The 25,264-nt window shown below is 69.8% G+C and carries 25 protein-coding genes, 1 tRNA gene and 1 pseudogene; 10 read left to right on the forward strand and 17 right to left on the reverse strand.

Features of this window, described 5'->3' with window-relative positions:
* Positions 1-114 precede the first annotated feature (114 nt).
* Entirely contained in the window at positions 115-699 is a 585-nt protein-coding gene (gene pth, locus AC1VNH_RS05105) for an aminoacyl-tRNA hydrolase (RefSeq protein ID WP_344229813.1), read from the reverse strand.
* A 130-nt stretch (positions 700-829) separates the two neighbouring features.
* On the reverse strand, positions 830-1,447 hold the full coding sequence (locus AC1VNH_RS05110) for a 50S ribosomal protein L25/general stress protein Ctc (RefSeq protein ID WP_483110192.1): 618 nt from the start codon (positions 1,445-1,447) through the stop codon (positions 830-832).
* Positions 1,448-1,663: 216 nt separating this feature from the next.
* On the opposite strand from AC1VNH_RS05110, the gene AC1VNH_RS05115 reads away from it, so the two are divergent.
* From AC1VNH_RS05115 to AC1VNH_RS05125, 3 genes are all read left to right on the forward strand, one after another.
* Positions 1,664-1,786 carry a hypothetical protein gene (locus AC1VNH_RS05115; RefSeq protein WP_483110193.1) on the forward strand — a complete coding sequence of 41 codons (123 nt, stop codon included), beginning with the start codon at positions 1,664-1,666 and terminating at the stop codon, positions 1,784-1,786.
* Positions 1,787-1,881: 95 nt separating this feature from the next.
* Positions 1,882-3,330, forward strand: a complete 1,449-nt coding sequence (gene gndA, locus AC1VNH_RS05120; protein ID WP_483110194.1) for an NADP-dependent phosphogluconate dehydrogenase — start codon at positions 1,882-1,884, stop codon at positions 3,328-3,330.
* Between the two features lie 7 nt (positions 3,331-3,337).
* Entirely contained in the window at positions 3,338-3,769 is a 432-nt protein-coding gene (locus AC1VNH_RS05125) for a VanZ family protein (RefSeq protein WP_483110195.1), read from the forward strand.
* 23 nt (positions 3,770-3,792) lie between these two features.
* Here AC1VNH_RS05125 and AC1VNH_RS05130 read toward each other — a convergent pair whose 3' ends face one another.
* A complete protein-coding gene (locus AC1VNH_RS05130) occupies positions 3,793-4,509 on the reverse strand; it encodes an ABC transporter ATP-binding protein (RefSeq protein WP_483110196.1) in 717 nt (238 codons plus the stop codon).
* Between the two features lie 31 nt (positions 4,510-4,540).
* Entirely contained in the window at positions 4,541-5,998 is a 1,458-nt protein-coding gene (locus AC1VNH_RS05135; protein WP_483110197.1) for an ABC transporter permease, read from the reverse strand.
* Positions 5,999-6,193: 195 nt separating this feature from the next.
* Here AC1VNH_RS05135 and AC1VNH_RS05140 point away from each other — a divergent pair, with 195 nt between their 5' ends.
* The 4 genes and pseudogenes from AC1VNH_RS05140 (at position 6,194) to pgi (ending at position 10,092) form a co-directional block, all read left to right on the forward strand.
* Positions 6,194-6,928: a response regulator transcription factor gene (locus tag AC1VNH_RS05140; protein WP_274285789.1), complete on the forward strand. Its 735-nt coding sequence runs from the start codon at positions 6,194-6,196 to the stop codon at positions 6,926-6,928.
* Positions 6,925-8,298 (forward strand): sensor histidine kinase, encoded by a 1,374-nt coding sequence (locus AC1VNH_RS05145; RefSeq protein WP_483110198.1) that lies wholly within the window; start codon positions 6,925-6,927, stop codon positions 8,296-8,298. Before AC1VNH_RS05140 ends, AC1VNH_RS05145 begins: the two co-directional genes overlap by 4 nt.
* On the forward strand, positions 8,271-8,399 hold the full coding sequence (locus AC1VNH_RS05150) for a hypothetical protein (RefSeq protein WP_483112694.1): 129 nt from the start codon (positions 8,271-8,273) through the stop codon (positions 8,397-8,399). The genes AC1VNH_RS05145 and AC1VNH_RS05150 overlap by 28 nt, the downstream gene beginning before the upstream one ends.
* Before the next feature lie 6 nt (positions 8,400-8,405).
* Positions 8,406-10,092 (forward strand): annotated as a pseudogene (pgi, locus tag AC1VNH_RS05155) (glucose-6-phosphate isomerase).
* A gap of 470 nt (positions 10,093-10,562) precedes the next feature.
* Here pgi and AC1VNH_RS05160 read toward each other — a convergent pair.
* From AC1VNH_RS05160 to AC1VNH_RS05185, 6 genes are all read right to left on the reverse strand, one after another.
* Complete coding sequence (locus AC1VNH_RS05160; RefSeq protein ID WP_483112695.1) at positions 10,563-12,128, reverse strand: FAD-dependent oxidoreductase; 1,566 nt, start codon at positions 12,126-12,128, stop codon at positions 10,563-10,565.
* On the reverse strand, positions 12,128-12,982 hold the full coding sequence (locus tag AC1VNH_RS05165) for an FAD:protein FMN transferase (protein ID WP_483110199.1): 855 nt from the start codon (positions 12,980-12,982) through the stop codon (positions 12,128-12,130). Before AC1VNH_RS05165 ends, AC1VNH_RS05160 begins: the two co-directional genes overlap by 1 nt.
* Positions 12,982-13,473 carry an FMN-binding protein gene (locus tag AC1VNH_RS05170; RefSeq protein ID WP_483110200.1) on the reverse strand — a complete coding sequence of 164 codons (492 nt, stop codon included), beginning with the start codon at positions 13,471-13,473 and terminating at the stop codon, positions 12,982-12,984. The genes AC1VNH_RS05165 and AC1VNH_RS05170 overlap by 1 nt, the downstream gene beginning before the upstream one ends.
* A gap of 164 nt (positions 13,474-13,637) precedes the next feature.
* Positions 13,638-14,672: a ribose-phosphate diphosphokinase gene (locus tag AC1VNH_RS05175; protein ID WP_483110201.1), complete on the reverse strand. Its 1,035-nt coding sequence runs from the start codon at positions 14,670-14,672 to the stop codon at positions 13,638-13,640.
* Entirely contained in the window at positions 14,656-16,116 is a 1,461-nt protein-coding gene (glmU, locus tag AC1VNH_RS05180; protein ID WP_483110202.1) for a bifunctional UDP-N-acetylglucosamine diphosphorylase/glucosamine-1-phosphate N-acetyltransferase GlmU, read from the reverse strand. The genes AC1VNH_RS05175 and glmU overlap by 17 nt, the downstream gene beginning before the upstream one ends.
* Before the next feature lies 1 nt (position 16,117).
* Positions 16,118-16,189, reverse strand: a tRNA-Gln gene (locus tag AC1VNH_RS05185).
* 315 nt (positions 16,190-16,504) lie between these two features.
* On the opposite strand from AC1VNH_RS05185, the gene AC1VNH_RS05190 reads away from it, so the two are divergent.
* Positions 16,505-17,002: a MarR family winged helix-turn-helix transcriptional regulator gene (locus tag AC1VNH_RS05190; RefSeq protein ID WP_243227373.1), complete on the forward strand. Its 498-nt coding sequence runs from the start codon at positions 16,505-16,507 to the stop codon at positions 17,000-17,002.
* Entirely contained in the window at positions 16,999-17,523 is a 525-nt protein-coding gene (locus AC1VNH_RS05195) for a hypothetical protein (RefSeq protein WP_483110203.1), read from the forward strand. The genes AC1VNH_RS05190 and AC1VNH_RS05195 overlap by 4 nt, the downstream gene beginning before the upstream one ends.
* A 10-nt stretch (positions 17,524-17,533) precedes the next feature.
* Here the strand turns inward: AC1VNH_RS05195 and AC1VNH_RS05200 are convergent, their stop codons facing one another.
* The 3 genes from AC1VNH_RS05200 to AC1VNH_RS05210 form a co-directional block, all read right to left on the reverse strand.
* Positions 17,534-18,403, reverse strand: a complete 870-nt coding sequence (locus tag AC1VNH_RS05200; RefSeq protein ID WP_483110204.1) for an SDR family oxidoreductase — start codon at positions 18,401-18,403, stop codon at positions 17,534-17,536.
* Positions 18,404-18,522: 119 nt separating this feature from the next.
* Positions 18,523-18,915 carry a GntR family transcriptional regulator gene (locus AC1VNH_RS05205; RefSeq protein ID WP_483110205.1) on the reverse strand — a complete coding sequence of 131 codons (393 nt, stop codon included), beginning with the start codon at positions 18,913-18,915 and terminating at the stop codon, positions 18,523-18,525.
* On the reverse strand, positions 18,912-19,856 hold the full coding sequence (locus tag AC1VNH_RS05210) for a hypothetical protein (RefSeq protein ID WP_483110206.1): 945 nt from the start codon (positions 19,854-19,856) through the stop codon (positions 18,912-18,914). Before AC1VNH_RS05210 ends, AC1VNH_RS05205 begins: the two co-directional genes overlap by 4 nt.
* A 94-nt stretch (positions 19,857-19,950) precedes the next feature.
* Between AC1VNH_RS05210 and AC1VNH_RS05215 the strand changes: the two genes are divergently transcribed.
* On the forward strand, positions 19,951-21,750 hold the full coding sequence (locus AC1VNH_RS05215; RefSeq protein WP_483110207.1) for an ABC-F family ATP-binding cassette domain-containing protein: 1,800 nt from the start codon (positions 19,951-19,953) through the stop codon (positions 21,748-21,750).
* A 19-nt stretch (positions 21,751-21,769) separates the two neighbouring features.
* Here the strand turns inward: AC1VNH_RS05215 and AC1VNH_RS05220 are convergent, their stop codons facing one another.
* From AC1VNH_RS05220 to AC1VNH_RS05235, 4 genes are all read right to left on the reverse strand, one after another.
* Positions 21,770-22,762: an NAD-dependent epimerase/dehydratase family protein gene (locus tag AC1VNH_RS05220; RefSeq protein ID WP_483110208.1), complete on the reverse strand. Its 993-nt coding sequence runs from the start codon at positions 22,760-22,762 to the stop codon at positions 21,770-21,772.
* A gap of 146 nt (positions 22,763-22,908) precedes the next feature.
* Positions 22,909-23,823, reverse strand: a complete 915-nt coding sequence (locus AC1VNH_RS05225; protein ID WP_243227368.1) for an ABC transporter substrate-binding protein — start codon at positions 23,821-23,823, stop codon at positions 22,909-22,911.
* A 40-nt stretch (positions 23,824-23,863) separates the two neighbouring features.
* Complete coding sequence (locus AC1VNH_RS05230; protein WP_483110209.1) at positions 23,864-24,586, reverse strand: ABC transporter permease; 723 nt, start codon at positions 24,584-24,586, stop codon at positions 23,864-23,866.
* Entirely contained in the window at positions 24,583-25,263 is a 681-nt protein-coding gene (locus AC1VNH_RS05235; protein ID WP_483110210.1) for an ABC transporter permease, read from the reverse strand. Before AC1VNH_RS05235 ends, AC1VNH_RS05230 begins: the two co-directional genes overlap by 4 nt.
* Position 25,264: the final 1 nt, after the last annotated feature.

Raw genomic sequence — 25,264 nt, forward strand, 5'->3', positions numbered from 1 at the left:
GGCGAGACTGCATTTCCGTGACGAGATCACGGGGTTTACCCGTGATGTCGTGCGAAAGATGCAGTCTCGCGGGTCAAGCGAGCGTTACCCGGGGAGGTGAGGGCCGCGCGGGGGTCAGGCGCGGGGGGCGTGCCAGCGCTGCTGGGCGGCGACGAGGCCCTCGTCGACGAGGAGCTCGACCGCATCCGCCGCATCCGAGACGAGGATGGGGAGGGTCTTGCGCTCGGTCTGACCGAAGGCGTCGAGCACCCAGTCTGCCGGGTCCTGCCGGCCGGGAGGGCGCCCGATGCCGACCCGCACCCGGGGGAACTCCGGGGTGCCGAGCGCCTTGGCGACGTCGCGGACGCCGTTGTGCCCGCCGTGGCCGCCGCCGGTCTTGAGCTTGAGGGTGTCGAAGGGGATGTCGAGCTCGTCGTGCACGACCACGACACGCTCAGCGGGGATGTCGAAGAACTTCGCGAGGTTCGCGACCGGTCCGCCGGACACGTTCATGAACGTGTTGGGCTTGGCGAGCACGAGCTTCGGTCCGCCGGGGCGCAACCAGCCCTCGGCGATGCGCGCACCCGCCTTGTGCACCTTGAAACCCTCGTTGCGACGGTCGGCGAGCTCGTCGATCACCATCTGGCCCACGTTGTGGCGCGTCGCCTCGTAGCGGGGCCCCGGGTTCCCGAGTCCCACGATCAGCCAAGTGTCGGCCATGTCATCCCTTTCCGGAGGCGGCGCGAATGCGGTGTTGAGACGGACGTAAAACAGGAGAAATCCCGAACGCAGGACGATTCTTGCGAATCGATCCTGTCGTCGGGATTTCTCCTGTGCGAGTGGGGCGGAATTACTCCGCGGACTCCTCGGACTGCTCAGCAGCGACCTCGGCGTCGGCCTCGGCGATCTCGTCCTCCGCGGCGAGGGTCGCGGCGGGCACCGAGACGGCGACGACGAGCGTCTCCGGCTCGGTCACCAGCGTCGCACCCTGGGGGAGCTTCAGGTCGGCGGCCGTGATGTGCGTGCCGTCCTCGAGGCCCTCGACGTCGACCTCGATGTTCTGCGGGATGTTGGTGGCCAGCACCTCGAGCGACACGGTCGCCGCGTCGAGGTTCGCGATGGTGCCGGCGAAGGGCTCGCCCACGACGACGACGGGGACGTCGACGGCGACCTTCTCGCCCTTCTTCACGACCAGCAGGTCGATGTGCTCGATGATCTGGCGCACCGGGTCCTTCTGGACGTCCTTGACGAGGGCCAGGTGGTCCTTGCCGTCGGCCGTGAGCTCCAGCAGCGCGTTGGCGCGGCGGATGAGCAGGGCGACCTGGTGGCCCGGCAGGGCGAGGTGCACGGGGTCGGTGCCGTGGCCGTACAGAACGGCGGGGATCTGACCGGCGGCGCGCAGACGACGGGCGAAGCCCTTGCCGAACTGCGTGCGCACCTCAGCGGTGACCTTGTTGTCTTCCGACATGATGATTCTCCTTGCGGGCCCACGGGCCCCGGGTTTGGGGATGGGTTCGACTCGAACGCGAGCGCGTGAGGAAGCCGTAGGCCTGCACACCCTCGTCGATTACGGATGCGGATGCCGCATCCCTCGCCGAAGTTCGCGTCGAGTCTACCAGTGCCGCCCGGTAGCATGGAAAAGATGCGCCCCCGCCGGCGCGAGCCCCGACGAAAGGACTCCCCCGTGGACGCTCAGCTCGCCTCCGACCTCCTGCTCGGTGTGATCGGTCTGCTCGCGCTCGGATCCCTCGTCGGCGTGATCGGCGCCTTCTGGTCGATGGGACGTCAGAACTACCGCAAGTCCTGACTCCGCGGCGACCAAAGGCGTCGCACGGAATCCTCGCAGCGCGTGGGAACACTACGATTGGCGTGTTCCCACCCTTCGTTCGAGGAGTATTTTTCGTGACCGAGGCATCAGCCAACATCGGAGTCGTCGGACTCGCCGTCATGGGGTCCAACCTGGCCCGCAACCTCGCCTCGCGCGAGGGCAACACGGTGGCCGTGTTCAACCGCAGCTATGACAAGACCGAACACCTCGTCACGGAGCACCCCGAGGCGGGCTTCGTCCCCGCCTCGACGTACGCCGAGTTCGCCGCGTCGCTGCAGAAGCCGCGCACGGCGATCATCATGGTCAAGGCCGGCGGCCCCACGGATGCGGTCATCAACGACCTCGTGCAGGTGTTCGAGCCGGGCGACATCATCGTCGACGGCGGCAACGCCCTCTTCACCGACACGATCCGCCGCGAGAAGGCGGTGCGGGAGACCGGCATCAACTTCGTCGGCGCCGGCATCTCGGGCGGCGAAGAGGGTGCGCTCAACGGCCCGTCGATCATGCCCGGCGGCTCGGACGAGTCCTGGGTGACGCTCGGCCCCATCCTCAAGAGCATTGCGGCCGTCGCCGAGGGCGAGCCCTGCGTCACGCACGTCGGTCACGACGGCGCGGGCCACTTCGTCAAGATGATCCACAACGGCATCGAGTACGTCGACATGCAGCTCATCGGCGAGGCGTACGACCTCATCCGTCGCGGCACCGGCAAGACGCCCGCCGAGATCTCCGAGATCTTCGCCGAGTGGAACCGGGGCGAGCTCGAGTCGTACCTCATCGAGATCACCGCCGAGGTGCTCAAGCAGGTCGACGCCGCCACCGGCAAGCCGCTCGTCGACGTCATCGTCGACCAGGCCGGCGCCAAGGGAACGGGCGCGTGGACCGTGCAGACCGCGCTGGATCTCGGCATCCCCGTCTCGGGCATCGCCGAGGCCGTCTTCGCCCGCTCGCTCTCCTCGAAGCCGGCGCAGCGCGCCGAGGCGACGTCGCTTCCGGGCCCCTCGTCGACGGGAACTGTCGCCGACCCCGAGGCGTTCATCGAGGACGTGCGCCAGGCGCTGTACGCGTCGAAGATCATCGCCTACTCGCAGGGCTTCGACGCCATCGTCGCGGGTGCCGAGCAGTACGGCTGGGACATCAAGAAGGGCGACATCGCCAAGATCTGGCGCGGCGGCTGCATCATCCGCGCACAGTTCCTCAACCGCATCACCGAGGCCTACGCCGAGAACCCGTCGCTGCAGGCGCTCGTGCTCGCGCCCTACTTCCGCGACGCCGTCGCCACGGCTCAGGATGCGTGGCGTCGCGTCGTCATCGGCGCCGTCGAGACCGGTGTTCCCACCCCCGCCTTCTCGTCGTCGCTGGCCTACTACGACGGCCTGCGCGCCGACCGCCTGCCGGCCGCCCTCATCCAGGGCCAGCGCGACTTCTTCGGAGCGCACACCTACAAGCGCATCGACAAGGAGGGCACCTTCCACACGCTGTGGTCGGGCGACCGTTCCGAGGTCGCGGCCGTCGACACGCACTGACCCCGTCATGACGGACGCCGCCGTGCGCGGCCGCCGGAGGACGCTCCTCCTGGCGGTCGCCACGGCGGCGTATCTCGTGGTGCTGGCGCGCCTCACGCTCGTGCCCGATGACGCGGCCGGCACCGGCGGCATCCTGAGAGCGTGGGCCGAGGCCTTCGCCGCGGCGCCGCCGACCCGGTGGATCACGTTCGATCTGCTGGAGTTCACCGCGAACGTCGCGCTGTTCGTGCCCGCGGGTGTTCTGGGAACCCTGTGGCTCGGCAGACGCTGGTGGCTGGCCGTGCCCCTCGGCCTCGCGATCAGCGCCGCGATCGAGACGACGCAGCATCTGGCCATCGCGGGCCGCGTCGCCGACGTGCGCGACCTCGTCTCGAACACCGCCGGCGCGGCGCTCGGCGCGCTGGCGATCGCGGCGATGCGCCGCATCCGTCGCCGCTGACGAACGGATTCGGCGCGCCGGGCTCACCGGGTGATGTCGCGCACCGTTCCCTTCTCGAGCCGCAGACGCCGCGACGCACGTCGGGCGACGGCGGAGTCGTGCGTCACCACGATGAGGGTCAGCCCCTCGCGGTTGAGCGCCTCCAGGACCTCCAGGATCTCGTCGCGCATGTGCTCGTCGAGGTTGCCCGTAGGCTCGTCCGCGAGCAGCACGCGGGGTCTCTTCGCGATGGCTCTGGCGATCGCCACGCGCTGCTGCTGCCCGCCCGACAGCTCGCCGGGACGGTGGTCGGCCCGTTCGTCGAGACCGACGCGCTGCAGTGCCTCGCGGACCCGGTCGGCCCGCTCGGGATGCGGCAGGCCCAGGGGCTCCAAGCCCATGTCGACGTTCTCTGCAGCTGTCAGGGTGGGAATGAGATTGAACCCCTGGAACACGAAGCCGATCTCGTGCGCGCGCACCTCACTGAGCTTTCGGTTGGTCGCGCGGGCGATGTCGGTCTCGCCCAGCATCACCTGACCGCTCGTGGGCTGATCCAGTGCCCCGAGCAGCTGCAGGAACGTGGACTTGCCGCCTCCGGTGGGCCCCTGAATCGTCACGAACTCCCCGGGGGCGATGTCGATGTCGACGCCGGTGAGCGCCGTCACGACCCTCCCCTTCTGCCGGTAGGTCTTGCTCACGCCCCGCACGCGGTAGGCGAACCCCGCTGCTGCGCCGGCGTCGACGCTGTCGTTGCTGATCATGTGTGTTCTCCTCGTTTCGTTGCGGTGCGGCTCAGGCCACGGCCCGCAGAGCCTCGGCCGGGCTGAGTCGGGCTGCGCGCCATCCGCCGAAGGCCCCCGCGACCAGCCCCGCGGCGATCGAGAGTGCGACGGCCAGCAGGATGATGCCGATCGAGACCGGTGCGTTCAGAACCACATCGGATGCGGCGGTCGCCAGCTGCGGCGCTCCACCCATCCCGCCCATCCCGCCCGGTCCCGTCATCCCGCCCGGGCCGGTCGCCTGCTCCGTAGTCGCCGAGATCGTGGGCGAGATCAGGTTGATGATGCCGATCGCGCCGAGCCCCAGGACCACACCCGCGACACCGCCGATGAGCCCCTGCACGACCGACTCGCCGGCGACCTGACCGACGACCCGGCGGTTGGACCAGCCGATCGCCTTGAGCGTTCCGAACTCGCGAGTGCGGCGGGAGACGCCGGAGATCGTGAACAGCACGGCCAGCGCGACCGCCACGACCAGCAGAAGCACCGACAGCCAGGTGCCGAGGCTGGTGATCAGCGCCGAGGCGCTCGAGAGCGAGCCGGAGACGGTCGAGGCCAGATCCGATTGGGAGCTCACGGTCGCATCGGGGAAGGCGGCCGAGATCGCGGTCTGCACCGAGCCGATGGCGTCGGCGGAACTCGCCTGCACGTAGACGGTCGAGACGACGTCGCCCACTCCGGCGAGCGTCTGAGCGACATCGAGCGGGATGTAGACGTTCGCCGCCGTGTCGGCGTCATTGGTCGCGGAGGCGACGATGCCCACGATCTGCATCTGGGTGCCGCCCACGTCGATCGTGCCCCCCACCGCCAGCGACTTCGACGCGGCGTAGGTGGCGTCGAGCACGGCGACGTTCTGACCCGCATCCGCGCCCTCCAGCATCCGCCCTTCGGAGAGCGTCACCGCCGAGAGCGGTCCAACGGATGCGTCGGCGCCGACGCCGAGCACGGAGAACGAGTCGAGGTCGAAGGATCCGCCGCCGAAGCCCCCGCCCCCGCCCGGCGGGCCGGTCTGTCCCTCCCCGCTCGTGCCGTCGTCGGTGGACGGCCGCTCGGGGAGCTCCCCCGTGAACGTCGAGTTGGTGAGCGCGAGCGCACCGGATGCGGCCGAGACGTTCTCCAGGTTCGCGATGGTGTCGACGGTGGATGCCGCCAGGGTGCCGCGCATGAAGTCGGTCGTCAGCCGCGACTGGCTGAGCGAGGTGGTGCCGTCGTCGTCGGTCGAGCCGCCGTCCTGACCGAACTCGAAGCGGGGCCTGTCTCCTTGGCCAGGCTCGGTCTCGGCACCCGCAACCGTCAGGTCGGTGCCCACGCCGTAGACGGCTTCCAGGGCGCGGGTCTGCGCATCACGCACACCGGCCGACAGCGCCGTCACCACGATGACGAGAGCGATGGCGATGGCGAGCCCCGCCGCCACGATGATCGTCTGCTTCTTGCGGCCGGACAGTTCCCGCCGCAGATATGTCGCGTACATGTTCTCCTCCTGGCCCATCGGGTTATGGGGCCGTGCCGAGACGCTAAAGACGCTCGCGATGCAAGACACATGGCGCGTTGATGAGGCGACTATGCGACCATGTCTCTCATCCGGTACCCGGCCGGCTGCGCGACTCACAGCGGGTTCATAACCCGCTCCATAGGAACGGCATAGAAACGACCTCAGAATCGGGGCATGACTTCGATGGCACCCTCTCCCGCTCTGCAGCGCGCGGACGGCTCCGCTCCCCGCATCCTCGTCGTCGACGACGAGCAGATGCTCACCGATCTGCTGTCGATGGCTTTGCGCATGGAGGGCTGGGACGTGCGCGCCGCGGCCAGCGGATTCCAGGCGCTGCAGGCCGCCCGCGACTTCGAACCCGACGCCATGGTGCTCGACATCATGATGCCGGACCTCGACGGCATGGCGGTGCTGCAGCGTCTGCGCCAGTCGGGCAACGACGTACCGGTGCTCTTCCTCACCGCGAAGGACGGCGTCGCCGACCGAGTCGCGGGACTCACGGCCGGCGGAGACGACTACGTCACGAAGCCCTTCAGCCTCGAAGAAGTCGTCGCCCGGCTCCGCGGTCTCATGCGCCGGGCGGGTACAGCGCAGGCGGGCGACTCCGAGCCCATCCTGCGCGTCGGCGATCTCAGCCTCAATGAAGACAGCCACGAAGTCGAGCGTCAGGGCGTGGAGATCGAACTGACCGCAACCGAGTTCGAACTGCTGCGCTACCTCATGCGCAACCAGCGCCGCGTGGTCTCGAAGGCGCAGATCCTCGATCGCGTCTGGAACTACGACTTCGGCGGTCGCTCGAGCGTCGTCGAGCTGTACATCTCGTACTTGCGCAAGAAGATCGATGCCGGACGCGAGCCGCTGATCCACACCGTGCGCGGTGTGGGCTACATGATCAAAGCTCCGCAGTGACAGGCGTCCACCGAAGGGTGGCGCGCCGACTCACGCTCCAGGCCCGGCTCATGGTCGCCGTCATCGGCATGGTCGCCGTCATCCTCGGCGCGGTCGGACTGGCGACCGGCACGATCCTGACCTCGATCATGCGGGAGAGCCTGGACACGCAGGTCACCGAGGCGTCGCAGCTGTACGGCAACCCGACCGACAGCGCCGCGGACATCCTCAAGAACGGTCGGCAGGAGGTCGGCACGCTTCTCGTGCTGCGCGGACAGTACGGTCCCACCACCGGCGCGTACGTGGCCGACGACAACAACATCGTCGAGCTCTCGTCGTCGCAGATCGAGAGCATCACCGGACGCCCCGACCACGACACGGGCCGCGTCGACGTCACGGTCGACGGCCTGGGCGACTATCGCGCCATCCTGACCGGCAACACGTCCGGCGCCTTCCTCCTGGTCGGGCTGCCCACCTCGGAAGTGACAGAGACCCTCGGGCAGATCGTGACCACCGTCGCCCTGGTGACCATCGGAGGTCTTCTGCTGCTGGGGGTCGTGCTGGCCATCATCATCCGACGCAGCCTGCGCCCGCTCCGAGCCGTGGCGAGCACCGCCGAGCGGGTCGCCGCCCAGCCCCTCTCCGAGGGCGCCGTGCGCATCACCGAACGCGTTCCCGCATCCGAGGCCGACGAGGCCACCGAGATCGGACGCGTCGGGGTCGCGCTCAACACCCTCCTCGACCATGTCGAGACCTCCCTCGAAGCACGTCAGCGCAACGAGGAGCGGATGCGGCGCTTCGTCGCCGACGCGAGCCACGAACTGCGCACGCCCCTCGCCTCCATCCGCGGATACTCCGAGCTCTCGCTGCGTGATCGCACGCTCAGCGAGACCACGGAGTCCTCGCTCGAGCGCATCCAGGCGCAGTCGCTGCGGATGACGGAACTCGTCGAAGACCTGCTGCTGCTCGCCCGCCTCGAGGAGGGGCACGAACTCGTGTACGGGTCGGTCGATCTCTCGCGGCTGGCCGTCGAGTCCCTCGGCGACGCACAGGCGGCGGGCCAGGATCACCACTGGGAGCTCGAACTCGACGAGGAGCCCGTCATCGTCGCGGGCGACACGGGCCGACTCACCCAGGTCGTGGCGAACCTGCTCGCCAACGCCCGCACCCACACGCCGGCGGGCACCACGGTGACGCTCAGCGTCACACGCGAAGACGCGGACGCGGTGCTCCGCGTGCACGACGACGGCCCCGGTGTCGACCCGCAGGTGCGCGACGAGCTGTTCGAGCGCTTCGCCCGCGGCGACAGCTCCGCGCCCGCAAGACCGGCGGGACGGGGCTCGGCCTGTCGATCGCGCGCGCCATCGCGAACGCGCACGGCGGCGAGCTGACGGTGGATTCCGTCCCCGGCGACACCACGTTCACCCTGCGTATGCCGGGCAAACCCATTGATCCGGGACCGACCGCATCCGAGGCCGATCCGAGCCGCTAGCGTGGTGTGGTGACCACTCCGATCGATGCCACCACCACCTCCGCCTGGACGGAGCTCGCCGCTCTCCGTGACGGGTTCTCTCCCGACCTGCGGGGCTGGTTCGCCGCAGACGACGACCGTGCCGCACGCCTGAGCCTGCCGCTGGCCGACCTGCACGTCGACCTGTCGAAGAACCTCGTCACCGACGAGATCCTCGCCCGTCTCGTGGAGCTCGCGCGCCAGACCGGCGTCGAGGAGCGCTTCGCCGAGATGCTGGCCGGCGTGCACATCAACACGAGCGAGGACCGCGCCGTGCTGCACACGGCCCTGCGTCGACCCGCGGGCGCCGAGCCCGCGCTCGTCGTGGACGGCCAGCAGGTCGACGAGGACGTGCAGTCGGTGCTCGAGCTCGTCTCCGCGTTCGCCGACCGGGTGCGCTCGGGTGAATGGCAGGGTGTCACGGGCAAGAAGGTCACCCACGTCGTCAACATCGGCATCGGCGGATCCGATCTCGGTCCCGTCATGGTCTACGAGGCTCTCAAGCCCTACGCGGACGCCGGCATCCAGGCGCGGTTCGTGTCTAACATCGACCCGACCGACCTCGCCCAGAAGACGGCGGACCTCGACCCCGAAACGACTCTGTTCATCGTCGCGTCCAAGACGTTCACGACGCTCGAGACGCTGACCAACGCCCGCCTTGCGCGGGACTGGCTGTGGGCGGGGCTCACCGCATCCGGCGCCATCGCCGACGACGAAGAGGCGCGGACGGATGCGGTCGCGCACCACTTCGTCGCGGTCTCGACGGCGCTCGACAAGGTCGCCGCTTTCGGCATCGACCCCACCAACGCGTTCGGGTTCTGGGATTGGGTGGGCGGCCGCTATTCCGTCGACTCGGCGATCGGCCTGTCACTGGCGATCGCTCTCGGCCCCGACGTGTTCCGCGAGCTGCTCGCCGGCTTCCACGCGGTCGACGAGCACGTGCGCACCACGCCGCTCGAGCGCAACGTGCCCGTGCTCATGGGTCTGTTGAACATCTGGTACAACAACTTCCTCGGTGCGCAGTCGCACGCCGCCCTCCCCTACGCGCAGCAGCTGAGCCGGTTCCCCGCCTATCTGCAGCAGCTGACGATGGAATCCAACGGCAAGTCCGTGCGCTGGGACGGCTCCCCCGTCACCACCGACACCGGCGAGATCTTCTGGGGCGAACCGGGCACGAACGGACAGCACGCCTTCTACCAGCTCATCCACCAGGGCACGCGACTGATTCCGGCCGACTTCATCGCGTTCGTGAACCCCGCCTATCCGCTCCGCGACGGCGACCGGGACGTGCACGGGCTGTTCCTGGCGAACTTCCTCGCCCAGACCAAGGCGCTCGCGTTCGGCAAGACCGCCGCGGAGGTCGAGGCCGAGGGCACCACCGGTGCGCTCGTCGCCGCACGCACGTTCGCGGGCAACCGTCCGACGACGTCGATCTTCGCGCCCGCGCTGACCCCGGCGGTGCTCGGCCAGCTCATCGCGCTGTACGAGCACATCACTTTCACGCAGGGCGCGATCTGGGGCATCAACTCGTTCGACCAGTGGGGCGTCGAGCTCGGCAAGCAAGCTCGCCCTGCAGATCGCCCCTGCGATCGAGGGCGACGCGGACGCCACGTCGGCGCAGGATGCGTCGACCCGCGCCCTGCTCGACTACTACCGGGCCCACCGCACGCACTGAGTCCCGGGCTTCACGCCACGGCGCCGCATCCGTCTTCGGGTGCGGCGCCGTGGCGTTGTGGCGGGCGTGTGCTCCGTGTGCCCCCCGCTCCATCGCCCGAGTTGCGTCGCATGTGCGCAGATGCGCCACTTTTGCGCAGATGCGCCAGCTGATCGCAGGCGCATCTGCGCAAAAGTGTGGCGGTTCCGCATCCGTTCGCGCTGGCGGCGAGTAGCCGCGAAGGAAACGGATGCGGCTTCCGCGCCCGCATCCGCCATCCGCCGCTCGCCGCTCGCCGCTACAGAAATGCGCACCTGCACCAGCTCATCGCTGGCGCAGGTGCGCAGAACTGTGGCATTTGCGCAACTGCGACGCAACTCGGGCACCCGGATGGCGGAACCGACCTTCACGCCGGACCTCCCCCGGGCCCCTGCCCCATGACCCCAGGCCCCCGGGCCCCCGGGCCCCGACCCCACACGCGCGACGCGAGGTCAGTAGCCGCTGAAGGCGTCGGTCGTGATGCCGCGGGCCTTCTCGAGCGCGGGCGCGAGGTCGGCGATCAGCCGGGGCGGGCCCGAGACGTACGCGTGGCGCTGGCCGATGTCGGGCACGACGCGGGCGAGATGTCCGGCATCGATGCGCTCGGGACCGGCCCACGTCCAGTTCGCGGGCAGCGTTCCCGGATCGTCCGGCGTGAACACGACGACCGGGACCCCGGACGCGGCGAGGTCGTCGCGGAACACGAGCTGACCGGCATCCGAGGCCACGAACACGAGCACGATGTCACGGCGCACGCCGCTCGCCGTGAGATGACGCAACTGCGACACGAACGGTGTCACGCCGATGCCGGCAGCCACCAGCAGCACGGGTCGCGAGGTGTCCTTCGGCAGCACGAAGTCACCCCAGATCCCCGTGACGGCCAGCTTCTTGCCGAGCTCCACCTCGCCGAGGGCCTTCTTGTAGGAACTCTGCGGCCCGACCCCGTCGCGGTACGCGACACGGACGGTGGGCAGGTCCTCGGGCGCGGAGACGATGCTGAACTCCCGTCGGGTTCCTCGGGCGTCGGCGCGGCGGTGCGGCACGTCGAGCTCGAGGTACTGCCCCGCCCTGAAGGCGAGACCACGCTCGGCCCGGAACACGAGCTCGCGCACCGTGGCGCTGGGCGACCGGCGCTCCACGAGGGTGAGACGCACAGCCTGACGCAGGCAGAACAGGAACGCGATCAGGTTGCCGATCAGCAGCGCCCGCTCCTGCCCCAGCGTCATGTACCCGACCGGGATCGGCCAGCCCGCCAGCACGCCGACGACCGCGGCCACCGTGTACTGCTGCCAACGACGCGGTGGCAGCGTCAGCGGTTCGGAGAGCATGAACGCGCCCAGGAACAGGAACGGGGATGCGGTCAGCACCTGCCCGATCACGGTGCCCGCATCGATCGCGAGACCCGACTGCTGGTACTGCACGAAGACGCGGATCAGGTTGACGATGACGGCGACCACGAAGAAGAGCCCGACGACGCGGATCTTCTCGGTGCGCCAGAGCACGATGAGCCCGAGCAGCAGCACCGGCCCGAACAGCACGGGCGTCCCCACCCACCAGGCCGAGCCGCCGATGCCCGAATCCAGCGGCAGCAGCGCGGAGACGATCGTCACGACCGTCGCTCCCACGGCCGCCGGGTTGAAGATGTGGCGGCCACGCCAGGCCAGCAGGTACTTGGAGACGGATGCGGCCAGAGCCGCGATCGCGATGCCCACGAGCCCCATCGGCTCGATCGTCGGACGCAGCACGAACAGCAGGATCACCGAGGTGATGAGGGTCGACTCGGTGCGCAGCGGGAGCCCCAGTATCCGCTGCGCGGTCGTGTCGGCGAGGACGCCGACGACGGCCAGCACGACGGCGGTGACCAGCAGCTCCCACGGCGTGGGGACGACGAGGCCTGCAAATGAGAGGACGAACGCGATGGCGGCGAGCACGCCCAGCGCGAGCTGGACGAGCCGATACATCGACAGGCTCCCGAACAGGGCGGTGACCCGATTCGCGCCGGCGGTGAAGGAGGCGATCACAGGAACAACTCGGCTTTCTGGTCGGCGGACCATTCGACGGTGCCGTCGGTGGTCATTCTCACCCACGACACCCCCCATTCGGCGGCCAGCTCCGGGCCGCCGTCGAAGAAGAGTGCGGTCGCCGCCGCGTCGGCGTGCATCGCATCGGATGCGAGCGCCCAGGTGGCGACGATCGTGCGCACCGGAACCCCGGTGCGGGCGTCGAGCACATGGTGGAGGCCCTCGCCCCACGCCCTGCGGTTGATCGCGGACGCGCACAGCGCCGCATCCTCGACCTCGAACACGCCGATCGCCCGTGAGGGGTCGAAGGGATGCTCGAGGCCCACCCGGATGGGTCCGCCGCGCACGGCCATGTCTCCGCTCGCGTCGACGACGAAGCCGCCGGCCACGGATCCCTCGAGGATCTCGGCGACGAGGTCGACCAGGCGTCCCTTGCCGAGCGCGCCCACGTCCAGCAGCGCCGGCTGCGCGAGACGCAGCGTCTGCGCGTCCCACTCGAGCACCTGCCGCCACGAGGGCGCGGGAGCGGCCCCGTGATCGACGAACGAGTACACGGCGTCGTATCCGCGACGGGCGAGGCTGTCCCCCACCAATGGATTCACCGCCCCCGCCGTCGCCGCATCGAGCTCGCGGTACACATCGAGCATCGCCACGGCGTCGGCCGGCGCGGCCGCCTCGCCGCCGTCGGCGGCGAGGCGGCTCACGAGCGAGTCCGAGCGGAATCGAGACCACTCCTCATCGAAGCCGTCGATGACGGCGCCGATCAGGGTGCGGGTCTCGTCCGCGACGGGCTCAGCGGTTTCGATCTCCCATCGGGTGCCGATCGCGTCGAACCGCCACAGCTCGGACATCAGCCCTTGGCTTCGGTCTTGATCTCCTCGATGGCCTGGTTGAAGCCGCCGCTCGTGAGCGACGAGCCGGCCACCCGACTGACCTTGATGTCGTCGATCTTCTTGCCGACGACCTCGTCCGAGATACCGCCGATGAACTGGCCCTGGTACTGCTGCGACTCGCGCGCCTGCGGGTCGCCGGTCACGGTGACAGCAGTGACCGTGTCATCGGCCAGCGTCACCTCGACGGTGATTTTCTCGACGGTCTCAGGTGTCTGGTACGAACCCTCGGCGGTGTACGTGCCGTCCTTGTAGGTGCCAGAGCTCGAGCTCGAGCCCGCATCCGAGGAACCGGTGCTCAGCGGGGTGCTCGACGTGGCCGGAGCATCGCTCGTGTCGGCGTCGGTGGTTGCGGCCTGCGAGGAGCAGCCGGCAAGGGCGAAGGCCCCAGCGACGCCGATGACGGCGGCGGCAGTGCGGACGGGGCGGGGTACGGCGTTCGTGCGGATCATTTTCGGTCCTCCTGGATGCGGTGCCTCGACAGACGAGCGCGGCGTATGCCGTGCGCGTCCCTCGCGCTGTCGTAACCGTCCGCTTCATGCGGCGGCATGGACCATCCTGCGCAGCCGACTTTTGCGACCGCTATGAATCCCGGGGGAATGTGGATACCGAGCCGTCAGGCGGCGCCGTCGAACATGCTCGTGACCGAGCCGTCCTCGAAGACCTCGCGGATCGCACGGCCCAGAAGCGGAGCGATCGGCAGGACGGTCAGCGCGGGGAAACGCTTCTCTTCGGGAAGCGGGATCGTGTCGGTCACCACGACCTCGTCGATCGACGCATCCTGCAGGCGCTCGGTGGCGGGGTCGCTGAAGACGGCGTGCGTGGCCGCGACGATGACGCGCTCGGCGCCGCTGGCTTTGAGTGCCTGCGCCGCCTTGACGATCGTGCCACCGGTGTCGATCATGTCGTCGACCAGCAGGCACACGCGACCCGCGACCGAGCCGACGATCTCGTTGACGGTGACCTGGTTGGCGACGTTGGGGTCGCGACGCTTGTGGATGATGGCCAGCGGCGCGCCGAGGCTGTCCGACCACGTGTCGGCCACCCGCACCCGACCGGTGTCCGGGGAGACGACCGTGAGCTTCGCGCGGTCTTCGGGGGTCAGGGTGCGCTCGAAGTACTCGAGGAGCACCGGCTTCGCGAACAGGTGGTCGACAGGACCGTCGAAGAAGCCCTGGATCTGAGCGGCGTGCAGATCGACGCTCATGACGCGGTCGGCGCCCGCGGTCTTCAGCAGGTCGGCGACCAGGCGGGCGCTGATCGGTTCGCGACCGCGGCCCTTCTTGTCCTGACGGGAGTAAGGGAAGTACGGCGCCACGACGGTGATGCGCTTGGCGGATGCACGCTTGGCCGCGTCCAGCATGATGAGCGTCTCCATGAGCCACTCGTTGACCGGCGGGCCGAAGCTCTGCAGCAGGAAGAAGTCGCAGCCGCGGATCGAGACCTCGAAGCGGGTCAGGATCTCGCCGGAGGCGAAGGTGCGGTACTCGGTGGGAACGAGCTGCGTGCCCAGCTGCGCGGCGACCTCCGTCGCCAGCTCGGGATGCGAACGCCCCGAAGCCACGACGAGACGCTTCTTGGTCTTGGCGACCAGTCCCGGAGCGATTCCGCGCTCACGATCCAGATCGACCGTCTTATCTTTGCGTGCCATCGCCAGCTTCCTGTGCGGTCCGTGCGCGCTTCGCCGCATCAGCTGCGGCCGTGCCCGGCCTGTTGTTCTCGACCCATCCCTCGACGTTGCGCTGAGGGGCGACGCTGAGAGCCAGGGCACCGGCCGGAACATCCTTGCGGATGACAGCTCCGGCACCGGTTTTCGCGCCGTCTCCGATCTTAACCGGCGCCACGAACACATTGTGCGAACCGCTGTGCACCTCGTCGCCGATCTCGGTGCGGTGCTTGGAGACGTCGTCGTAGTTCGCGGTGATGGCGCCGGCGCCGAGGTTGACCCCGCGGCCGATCGTCGTGTCGCCGATGTAGGAGAGGTGGGGCACCTTGCTGCCCTCGCCGATCTGCGAGTTCTTCGTCTCGACGAACGTTCCGATCTTGCCGTCGGCCGCGAGCGTCGTTCCGGGGCGGAGGTAGGCGAACGGCCCGACGTTCGCGCGCGGGCCGATGACGGCCAGGGTCGCATCCGTGCGACGGACGACCGCATCCTCGCCGACCTCGCAGTCGGTGAGGCTCGTGTCGGGGCCGATCGTCGCGCCCGCGGCGACGGACGTCGCGCCGAGGAGATACGTGCCCGGGAGCACCGTCACGTCTTCGGCGAGGGTCGCGTCGACGTCGATCCAGGTCGTCGCGGGATCCAGGATGCTGGCGCCCGCCAGCTGCCAGCGACGCACCGTGCGGGCGTTGAGGATGCGGGCGGCCTCGGCGAGCTGCACCCGGTCGTTCACGCCGAGGGCGGCCGCCGGATCCGGCGACTGACCCACGGCGATGCGCTCACCGGCGCGTCGGGCCAGCGCCACGACGTCTGTCAGGTACTTCTCGCCCTGCGCGTTGGCCTGGCCGACATCCGGGAGATGACGGCGCAGCGCCGCGGCACGGAAGACGTAGACGCCCGCGTTGATCTCGGCGACCTCGGCCTCGTGGTCGGTCGCATCCTTCTGCTCGACGATGCGCTCCACATCGCCCGACGCGTCGCGCAGCACCCGGCCGTAGCCGGTGGGGTCGGCCAGGACCGCGCTGAGCAGCGTCACGGCCGCCTCGCGCGCCCGGTGGGTCTCGACGAGCGCCTGCAGGGTCTCGGCCTCGAGCAGCGGCACGTCGCCGCTCAGCACGAGCACGTCGCCGTCGAAGGCGTCGAGGCCCGCAAGGCCGAGCTCGACGGCGCGTCCGGTGCCGGGGATCTCATCCTGATCGACGACGACCGCGTCGGGCGCGAGGGCGGCGACCGCCTCGGCGACGAGGGTGCGCTCGTGCCGCACCACGACCGCCACGCGCGCCGGTTCGAGGGCGCGCGCCGTGCGCAGCACGTGACCGACGAGCGGCTGCCCGGCGAGCGGATGCAGCACCTTGGGAAGGCGGGAACGCATGCGCGTTCCCTGACCGGCGGCGAGGACGATGACGGCGAGGGGCGCCGTGAGCGATTCCGACATGCTCCGCCGCCAGGACTCGAACCTAGACCTCACAGCTCCAAAGGCTGTCGTGCTGCCATTACACCACGGCGGACCGCCCGCACTCGGGCGGGCTCCCCCAGTCTGCCACCTGAGGCCCGACCCGCCCGCATCCGCTCCCACTCCCGCTCCCGCATCCGCTCCCGCTCCCGCTCCCGACCTCACCGCGTCCGCATCCCACTCCCCACGCCCGGCCCGCCGCATCCGGATCCGCCCACCCCTTCCCCGCGAGACCGCATCTTTCGCACGAGATCACGGGTAATGACAGTGATCTCGTGCGGGAAATGCAGTCTCGCGGGGAGGAAGTGCGTGAGAAGGGGCGAGCGGATGCGGGTGCGCGCGAGCGAGCACCGATCGCCATAATGGCCTCATGGCGACAGAGAGCGACGAGGTCGACCGCATCGTCGGGTCGTGGATGACCCAGCGCCCGGACCTCGACTTCTCGCCGCTCGAGGTGCTCTCGCGCGTCGACCGCCTCTCGCGCCACCTCGACCGCGCCCGACGCGAGGCGTTCCGCCGCAGCGACCTGGAGCCGTGGGAGTGGGACGTGCTCTCCGCGCTGCGGCGCTCCGGCGAGCCGTACCAGCTCAGCCCCAAGCAGCTGCTGCAGCAGACGCTCGTCTCCAGCGGCACCATGACCAATCGCATCGACCGGCTCGTGGGGCGCCGGCTCGTGCGCCGCGAGGCGGATCCGGCCGACGGCCGGAGCGTCCACGTGATCCTCACCGACGAGGGCCGTACCCGCGTCGACGCGGCCATCACCCGCCTGGTCGATGCGGAGGCCCTGCTGCTGCAGCGACTCTCGCGCAGCGACCGGGACCGCCTCGCCGCCCTCCTGCGCAAACTCTCCCTGGGATTCGACACATGAGCGACGACACGATCGCAGCCCCCGCCCCGGATGCGGCTCGGCACCGCAAGCTGCAGCGCTGGTTCGACAACCGCTTCCGCACCCCCGTCGCCGTCTACGGCCTCATCGTCTACACGACGGTCGTGCTGATCGCCGATGAGGAAGGCCCCGTCAGCGAGCTGCTCTCGGTAGCCATCAGCAGCCTGGTCGTCTTCTACCTCGCGCACGTGTTCGCGCACACCCTCTCGGACCACGGTCGCCACGGCCTCGGTGCCGCAACACGACTCGCCTTCATCCACTCACTCGGCATGCTCTACGCGTGCGCGCCGTCCACGATCGCCATGATCATCACGGCGTTCTTCACCTCGGACGCGGGCGACGTGCAGGATGCCGGCATCTGGGCGGCTATTGCGATGCTCGCCATCCTCGGGTTCTCCGCCTACGCCCGCACCGGTGCGAAGCTCTGGGTGCGCCTGCTCGGCGCCGTCGGCACCGCGTTCCTGGGCCTGCTCGTTGTGATGCTGGAGTTCTTGTTGCACTGAACGACCGTGCTCAGCCCAGCGAGAAGCCCCCGTCGCCCGTGAGCACCTGACCCACCACCCAACTTCCCGCGGCGCTGGTCAGCCAGGCGATCAGTTCCGCCGCGTCCTCGGGACGGCCGAAGCGCCCGAACGGGGTCGTCCGGAGGTACTCCTCGACGCCGCCCAGCGGACGGTCCGCGGTCTCGGCGTCCAGGTAGCCGGTGTTCACCGGCCCCGGGTTCACCGTGTTCAGCACGATGCCGAGCTCCAGCAGCTCCGCCGCAACGGATGCGGTGATGCCGGCGAGCGCGGCCTTGCTCGCGGCGTAGGCGATCTCTCCCCGCATCGGCCCGTGGATCTGACCCGAGGTCATCCAGATGACGTGGCCCTGCGGCGCAGCGTAGGGCTTCGCTCCGCTCACGCGCTCCCCGGGGCGCCGCTGCTCGTCCCGACTCGGAGCCTTGCGGCGGGCGAACTCCGCCGTCAGCAGCAGCGTCGAGCGCGCGTTCACCTGCCAGAACGCGTCGAGACGCTCGGGTGTCATATCGAGGATACTGCCGTCGTCGCCGCTCTTCGCGTGATTGCAGACGAGGATGTCGACGGTGCCGGTCGCAGCGGCGGCTGCATCCATCACCCGACCGATCGCCTCGGTGTCGGCGAGATCCGCGCCGATGTCGGTCAGCGTCGCACCGGAGGCGAGCTCGGCACGGATGCCGGCGCGGACCGCGTCGAGGTCGTCGGCGCCCCACGGCTGGTCGGCGTCGTGTGGACGGTGGTGCTGAATGACGAGATGCGCGCCGCGGGCGGCGAGTGAGCGGGCGACGGCGTAGCCGATGCCACGACGGCGGGAGACGCCGGTGACGAGAGCGGTGCGGCCGCTCAGGGGAAGATCTGCATGCATGGGTGGACCCTTTCCGGGGCGCGCGAGCGCGCGTGTGCGGGAGAAGAAGGCGGGTCACCGGCATTGCATGCTGCGAGCGTACCAACCGCATCGAGCGCGCTCGGCGGCGGAGAGCTCGACTATTCGGATGCGGCCCCCTCGGCAGACCCGCGAGGCGAACCCGAAGCGCGCGCCAGCCATGCGGCTCTGACCGCACCGAGCGCCTGCTCCAGGCCGAGCTCCGCGACGGCATCCACGTAGCGTCGGGCCGCGCGTCGCACCTCCTCGGGGTGCGCGCGGTGGAGCGCGACTCGTGTGCCGCGGGTTCGGCTGGTCTCGAGCAGACCCTCGGCCTCGAGGGCCGAGTATGCCTTCGCCACCGTCCCCGGTGCGACGCGCAGATCAGCGGCCAGTTGACGCACCGACGGCAGCCGGTGGCCACCGGCGACACTCCCCGACCGGATGAGGCCGGCGATCTGCCCACGGATCTGTTCCGACGGGAGCACGGCGCTGCCCGGATCGAGCACGATCATCGCGCGGCCATCCGGCGCTCGGACGCGGCACGATTCCCCGCCTCCACCGCGACGGACACCGGAAGCACGATCGTCCGACGTGCCGCCATGATCACCGCGACGACGCTGCAGGCCAACGCCAGAACGCCGACGACCGCGAGAATCGGCGCGGCGACGATCCATGCCACTCCGACCCCGACGACATACGCACGGCCGATCGAGAGGCCGGCCTGCAACACCACGCCGCCGAGGGGAAGCAGAACCGCCGAGAGGGCGACGAGCAGGATGATCTGCGCGGTCTCGCGACGCCACGACGCGTCCACGTCGGCGAGCCGATGATCGCCGAGGGCCGGGGTGGAGCTGACTCGCCGCAGAGCGAGGAACGTCGACGCGACGAGCATCGACGTCGCAACGAGGAGAGGGACCCCATAGAACCACCCCGGATACGGAGTGGCCGCCGTCGTGTACTCCCCGGTGTCGAATGCGATCGTTCTCTCTCGCCCCCTCTCGTCGGCGCTGCCGGTGAGGCCCGCGAACAGGACGAAGAGCAGCTGGGCGACGACGAGCAGCACGAAGAGGCCGACACCGCGTCGACCGAGGTGAGAAAGCGGTGTCCTCGGGGTGAGCGAGGCCTCGCGGGGGATGTCGGGCCCCGCGTCCCCGACGCGAGGCGGCATCGCCGCGTACAGGAGAAGTCCTGAGATCGCCCCGATGGCCGGGGCGATCAGGATGGGCAGGCCGACGAGCCGGGAAGCCAAGAATGATGCCGCGGACAAGCAGACGACGACCCCTCCTGCGACCACGATGGCGGCGAGCGCGCGCCGACGGGCCGATTGCAGGAGCCGGCGCACCATCGGCGACAACGACCTCGTGTCTTCCCTGCCGCTGCGCCCCCGCCGCCACACGACCGCGATCACCGCGGTCACGCATGCGACATATCCGACGATGACTGCCTCAACCATCCCGCCTCCCACCTGTATCAATCAACTGATACACGCAGGGGATCTCGTGTGTCAATGCGTTGATACAGACCAGACTGCGTAGCCTGGAAGCAACATGGCTCATCTACTCGGCGGCGAAGCGCTCCATCTCGAATATCCGACGAAGGTCGTCTTCGACTCCGTCTCGCTCGGCGTGAATGAGGGCGACCGCATCGGCATCGTCGGCCGCAACGGCGACGGCAAGTCCACCCTTCTCGGCATGCTCGCCGGCCGCACCGAACCCGACAGCGGGCGCGTCACGGTCCGCGGCGGCGTCAGCATCGGCGTGCTCGATCAGGCCGACACCCTCGTCGACGGGCGGACGATCGGCGAGAGCGTCGTCGGCGACCGCCCCGAACACGAGTGGGCCGGCGACGCCCGCGCCCGCGACGTCATCGCGGGGCTGCTCGGCGATCTCGACTGGGATGCGGATGTCGCGACCCTCTCCGGAGGGCAGCGGCGACGCGTGGCACTCGCCGCCCTCCTCGCCGGCGACTGGGACGTCATCGCCCTCGACGAGCCGACCAACCACCTCGACGTCGAGGCAATCAGCTGGCTGGCTGCGCACCTGAAGAAGCGGTGGCCCGCGAACGCCGGCGGATTACTCGTCGTGACCCACGATCGGTGGTTCCTCGACGAGGTGTGCACCGTGACCTGGGAGGTGCACGACCGCATCGTCGAGCCCTTCGAAGGCGGCTACGCCGCATACATCCTGCAGCGCGTCGAGCGCGACCGGCAGGCCGCGGCGATCGAGTCGAAGCGGCAGAACCTGGCCCGCAAGGAGCTGGCGTGGCTGCGGCGCGGCGCACCGGCCCGCACGTCGAAGCCGAAGTTCCGCATCGATGCGGCGAACGAGCTCATCGCCGACGTGCCCGAGATCCGCGACAGCGTCTCGCTGCGCTCCCTCGCCGTCGCCCGGCTCGGCAAAGACGTGGTGGATCTGCTCGACGCCTCCGTCTCCTACGGGGATCGCGAGGTGCTGCACGAGGTCGAGTGGCGCATCGCCCCGGGCGAGCGCACCGGCATCCTCGGCGTGAACGGAGCCGGCAAGTCCACTCTGCTGGGGCTCGTCTCGGGCGAGATCGCACCGACCGCGGGACGGGTGAAGCGCGGCAAGACCGTGCAGGTCGCGACGCTCTCGCAGCGTATGGACGAGCTCGACGAGCACCTCGACTCCCCCGTGCGCGTCGTGCTCGCGGGCCTGCGGACGACGTACTCCTTCGGGGCGGGATCGAAGGCGCAGGAGCTCACCCCCGGCCAGTTGCTCGAGCGCCTGGGCTTCTCCAGCGCGCAGCTCTCGACGCCCGTGAAGGACCTCTCAGGAGGTCAGAAGCGCCGGCTGCAGCTGCTGCTCGTGCTGCTGTCGCAGCCCAACGTGCTGATCCTCGACGAGCCGACCAACGACCTCGACACCGACATGCTCGCCGCCATGGAGGATCTGCTCGACTCCTGGCCGGGCACCCTCGTCGTCGTCTCGCACGACCGGTACTTCCTCGAGCGCGTCACCGACCAGCAGTATGCGATCCTCGACGGCCGCTTCCGGCACCTGCCCGGCGGCGTCGACGAGTATCTGAAGCTGCGCGCCGCGCAGCCTCGGAGCACGGGCGCGGAACGACGGGGTCCTGCGAACGCGACCGCCGCCTCCCCCGCGCTGGCGGGCGCCGAGCGCCGCGCCGCCGAGAAGGAGCTGTCGGCGATCGACCGGCGTCTCGCGAAGCTGCAGACCGAAATTGCTGCCCTGGACGCCCGGTTCGCGGACGCCCACGACGACTACGACCGGCTGCTCGAGCTGCAGCGCACGCGTGATGCACACGTCGCCGAGGTCGCCACGCTCGAAGAGCGCTGGCTGGAACTCGGCGAGGCGCTCGACGACTGAGCGCCCCGCCGAAGGCCCGTCAGGCGGGGACAGCCTCGCGCGGGTGCTCGACGCACCAGGCGAGGCAGGCGCGGATCTCGCCCAGCACGTCGTCGGGTTCGACGTCGAGGGCGATCGTGTCGGCCACATCCCCCACCGCGCGCTTCTCACCGAGCAGTGCCGTGTCGGCGGGGTGCAGGCCGAACTCGCGTCCGACCGCCTGCACCTCGGCCTCGCGGGCCTCTGAGGCGGGAAGCAGGTCGCCCAGCGGCACCACCGCGACATCGTGCGGGTCACGACCGACCGCCTCGCAGCATAGTTCGAGGAACTGAGAATGGCTCAGCTCGTACGCGCTCAGGGTGTACCGGCTGCCGTGCGTGCCGCGCTCCATCGCACCGACGGCGGCCTGCGCGACCTGGCGTACCGTGACGGCGGACGTGGAGCCGCCCAGCACGGGGATCGGGCCGGCACTGGCTGCGACCGCATCCAGCACGGCCTGCCAGCGCGGACGCTGCCCGGCCACGACACCGAAGATGTAGGGCAGGCGCAGCACCATGACATCCATCGCGCCGTCGCCCTCGAGGACGGCGACCTCCTCCTGCGCGTAGCGGGAGCGCGGGTAGGCGTTGCGGGTACGGAACCCGAGTTCGGGCCAGCGCTCGCCCCACTCGGCGGTGTCGGAGCCGAAGACGATGAAGCGCCGGACGCCGGCCGCGCGCGCGAGGCGTGCGAGGCGCTGCGTCGGCACCACGTTGGCCTCGTAGTAGAAGCGGGATGCGGGAGCGGGCGGGAGCGTGCGCTCATCGGCACCCATCGCGAAGAACACCGCATCCGTTCCGGTGAGCAGGTCAGTGAGCTCGCCGTCGGTCATCAGGTTCAGGTCGCCCCAGTGGGCGTCGACCTCCACCGGCAGCTCCGGCGCGTCGGTGGCGGGAAGCGCGAGAGTCGCGACCGGATAGCCGCGACGCAGCAGCTCCTGCGTGGTGTGGTAGCCGAGGAGGCCGGTGCCGCCGACGACGAGTGCGCGTTGCATGATGAGCCCTTCCGCGCCGATCCCCTCGGCGCCCTGTGTCTTCGACGCTAGGCGCGCGCATCCGCACGCAGCAGGGGCGAAGGTCCCATGACGGCGGAGGGCCCCCGACGCGGTGCACGCCGGGGGCCCTTCGATGACGGATGCGGTCAGCTCAGCCCGTTGTCCGCCAGCCACTTCTTCGCGATGTCCGCGGAAGACGACTTGTCGACCGTGCTCTCCACGTTCAGCGCGACGAGGCCCTCGGGCGTCAGCGCGGCGCTCACCTTGTTGATGACGTCGGCGATGTCGCCGGCGACGTCCTTGTTGACGAGCGGGACGACGTTCGACGCGAGGAACAGCGACTTCGGGTCCTCCAGAACCTTCAGCTTCTGGGTCTGGATCTGCGGGTCGGCCGTGAACACGTTGGCGACGTTCACCGTGCCTGCCACGAGGTCCTCGACCGTGGTCGCCCCCGTCGCCTGGAAGGTCACGTCGATGCCGTAGGTGCTCTTGAGACCCGTGGGCCCGTACGGACGGTCGGCGAGCTCGGGCGGGCCGCCCAGGGTCAACGGCTCCGTGACCTTCGAGAGGTCGGCGATCGTCTCCAGCCCCCACTGCTCGGCGAACGCCTCGGTGACCGTGTAGGAATCCTGGTCGCTCGCGGTCGACTGGTCGAGCACCGTGAGGTTGTCGGGCAGGGCGTCCTTGAGCGCGGCGTAGACGTCGTCGGAGGAGCGCGCCTCGGTGTCGGGCTCGAAGAACTGGAGCAGGTTGCCGGTGTACTCCGGGAACAGCGTGATGGCGCCGCTCTCGAGCTCGGGCAGGTAGGCGTCGCGCTGACCGATCGTGAAGTCACGCTGCACCGTGAAGCCGGCGCCCTCGAGTGCCTGGGCGTAGATCTCCGCGATGATCTCGTTCGAGTAGTAGTCCTGGGAGCCGACGACGATCGTGTCGGACGGCGCCTTCGTCTGGTCGCCGTCGGAGAGCGGGTCGGAAGAGGACGCGCAGCCGGCGAGGGCCAGCGCCGAGGTGAGTGCGACGGCGCCGATGAGGGCGACGCGGCGGCGGAATGCTGTGGACATGGTGTTCCTTCCTGGTGGATTCGGGACGTGTGCGGGAGGCTCAGGCGGCCTGCACGGGTCGGGAGCGCAGCCGCCGCGGCGTGCGCGACGGTGCTTGGACACGGATGCCGGCGGGCACGGCGGCGCGCTGTGCGAGGGCGAGCAGCGCGTCGAGCACGAGCGCGAGAAGGGCGACGACGATCGCCCCGCCGAGCACCTGGTCGATCCTGCGCAGCGGAATGCCCTGGATGATCGGCAGGCCGAGGCCGCCGAGGCCGACGTAGGCGGCGATCGTCACGGTGGCGACGACCTGCAGCACGGCGGAGCGGATGCCGCCGACCAGCAGCGGCAGGCCGAGCGGGATCTCGACGCGCCACAGGATCTGCCACTCGGTCATGCCCATCGCGCGGGCGGCGTCGATGACACGGCGATCGATCGCCTCGAGGCCGGAATAGGCACCGGCGAGCAGCGCCGGGATGGCCAGCACGACGAAGGTCACCACCGCCGCCTCCGGCTTGTGCAGCACGCCCATGAGCAGCACCAGCAGCACCAGCAGTCCGAAGGACGGCACGGCACGGGCAGCACCCGAGACCGCCACGGCGATCTCACGGCCGCGACCGGTGTGACCGATGGCGAGTCCGGCGGGAATCGCGATCACGCCCGCGATCGCCACCGCCACCGCCGTGTAGCCCAGCTGCTGCAGCAGCAGCACCGGCAGTGCGCTCGGGCCGGTGTACTGCTCGGGCGAGAAGAGCCAGAGGATCGCATCCCAGAAGACGTTCATGCGGCCGCCTCCGCTCGTTCGGCCACGCGCCGACGGGTCGGGCGGGCCGTGCGGCTCCACGGCATCGCCAGGCGTCCGAGAAGCACGAGCAGCAGGTCGACGACGAGCGCGAGGATCACGACGGCGACCACACCCGCGAAGACCTCCTCGAGGATGCGGCGCTGCAGGCCGTTCGTGAAGAGATAACCGAGATTGGTGACGCCGACGAGGATGCCGACCGTGGCGAGCGAAATGGTCGACACCGCGGCGACCCGCAGCCCGGCCAGGATCACGGGCCCTGCCAACGGCAGATCGACGGCGAAGAAGCGTCGGAAGCCGCCGTAGCCCATCGCCGTCGCCGCCTGACGCACGCCCGCATCCACCGAGTCCAGGCCATCCGTCACGGCGCGCGTGAGGATCGCGATCGCGTAGATCGTGAGACCGACGATGAGGTTGAACTCCGTCGGGATGCGGTAGCCGAGCGCCGTCGGCAACAGGATGAGCAGAGCGAGGGACGGAATCGTGTAAAGCAGCCCGGTGACGGTGATCACCCAGCCGCGCAGCAGGCGGTACCGCCATGCCACCCAGCCGAGCGGGATCGACAGTACGAATCCGACGACGATCGCGATGAGGCTCTGGCGCAGGTGATCGAGAGCCAACTCCGCGATCATTCCGAGGTTCGCGAGCACCCAGGCCATC

The organism is Microbacterium sp. KU4F (assembly GCF_056868075.1).

Excerpts from the sequence above, each read along its gene's own strand:
- pth (WP_344229813.1), bottom strand. The coding sequence starts at position 699 with ATGGCCGACACTTGGCTGATCGTGGGACTCGGGAACCCGGGGCCCCGC.
- AC1VNH_RS05110 (WP_483110192.1), bottom strand. The coding sequence starts at position 1,447 with ATGTCGGAAGACAACAAGGTCACCGCTGAGGTGCGCACGCAGTTCGGC.
- AC1VNH_RS05125 (WP_483110195.1), top strand. The coding sequence starts at position 3,338 with ATGACGGACGCCGCCGTGCGCGGCCGCCGGAGGACGCTCCTCCTGGCG.
- AC1VNH_RS05130 (WP_483110196.1), bottom strand. The coding sequence starts at position 4,509 with ATGATCAGCAACGACAGCGTCGACGCCGGCGCAGCAGCGGGGTTCGCC.
- AC1VNH_RS05135 (WP_483110197.1), bottom strand. The coding sequence starts at position 5,998 with ATGTACGCGACATATCTGCGGCGGGAACTGTCCGGCCGCAAGAAGCAG.
- AC1VNH_RS05140 (WP_274285789.1), top strand. The coding sequence starts at position 6,194 with ATGACTTCGATGGCACCCTCTCCCGCTCTGCAGCGCGCGGACGGCTCC.
- AC1VNH_RS05165 (WP_483110199.1), bottom strand. The coding sequence starts at position 12,982 with ATGTCCGAGCTGTGGCGGTTCGACGCGATCGGCACCCGATGGGAGATC.
- AC1VNH_RS05170 (WP_483110200.1), bottom strand. The coding sequence starts at position 13,473 with ATGATCCGCACGAACGCCGTACCCCGCCCCGTCCGCACTGCCGCCGCC.
- AC1VNH_RS05175 (WP_483110201.1), bottom strand. The coding sequence starts at position 14,672 with ATGGCACGCAAAGATAAGACGGTCGATCTGGATCGTGAGCGCGGAATC.
- glmU (WP_483110202.1), bottom strand. The coding sequence starts at position 16,116 with ATGTCGGAATCGCTCACGGCGCCCCTCGCCGTCATCGTCCTCGCCGCC.
- AC1VNH_RS05190 (WP_243227373.1), top strand. The coding sequence starts at position 16,505 with ATGGCGACAGAGAGCGACGAGGTCGACCGCATCGTCGGGTCGTGGATG.
- AC1VNH_RS05195 (WP_483110203.1), top strand. The coding sequence starts at position 16,999 with ATGAGCGACGACACGATCGCAGCCCCCGCCCCGGATGCGGCTCGGCAC.
- AC1VNH_RS05200 (WP_483110204.1), bottom strand. The coding sequence starts at position 18,403 with ATGCATGCAGATCTTCCCCTGAGCGGCCGCACCGCTCTCGTCACCGGC.
- AC1VNH_RS05205 (WP_483110205.1), bottom strand. The coding sequence starts at position 18,915 with ATGATCGTGCTCGATCCGGGCAGCGCCGTGCTCCCGTCGGAACAGATC.
- AC1VNH_RS05210 (WP_483110206.1), bottom strand. The coding sequence starts at position 19,856 with ATGGTTGAGGCAGTCATCGTCGGATATGTCGCATGCGTGACCGCGGTG.
- AC1VNH_RS05215 (WP_483110207.1), top strand. The coding sequence starts at position 19,951 with ATGGCTCATCTACTCGGCGGCGAAGCGCTCCATCTCGAATATCCGACG.
- AC1VNH_RS05220 (WP_483110208.1), bottom strand. The coding sequence starts at position 22,762 with ATGCAACGCGCACTCGTCGTCGGCGGCACCGGCCTCCTCGGCTACCAC.
- AC1VNH_RS05225 (WP_243227368.1), bottom strand. The coding sequence starts at position 23,823 with ATGTCCACAGCATTCCGCCGCCGCGTCGCCCTCATCGGCGCCGTCGCA.
- AC1VNH_RS05230 (WP_483110209.1), bottom strand. The coding sequence starts at position 24,586 with ATGAACGTCTTCTGGGATGCGATCCTCTGGCTCTTCTCGCCCGAGCAG.
- AC1VNH_RS05235 (WP_483110210.1), bottom strand. The coding sequence starts at position 25,263 with ATGGCCTGGGTGCTCGCGAACCTCGGAATGATCGCGGAGTTGGCTCTC.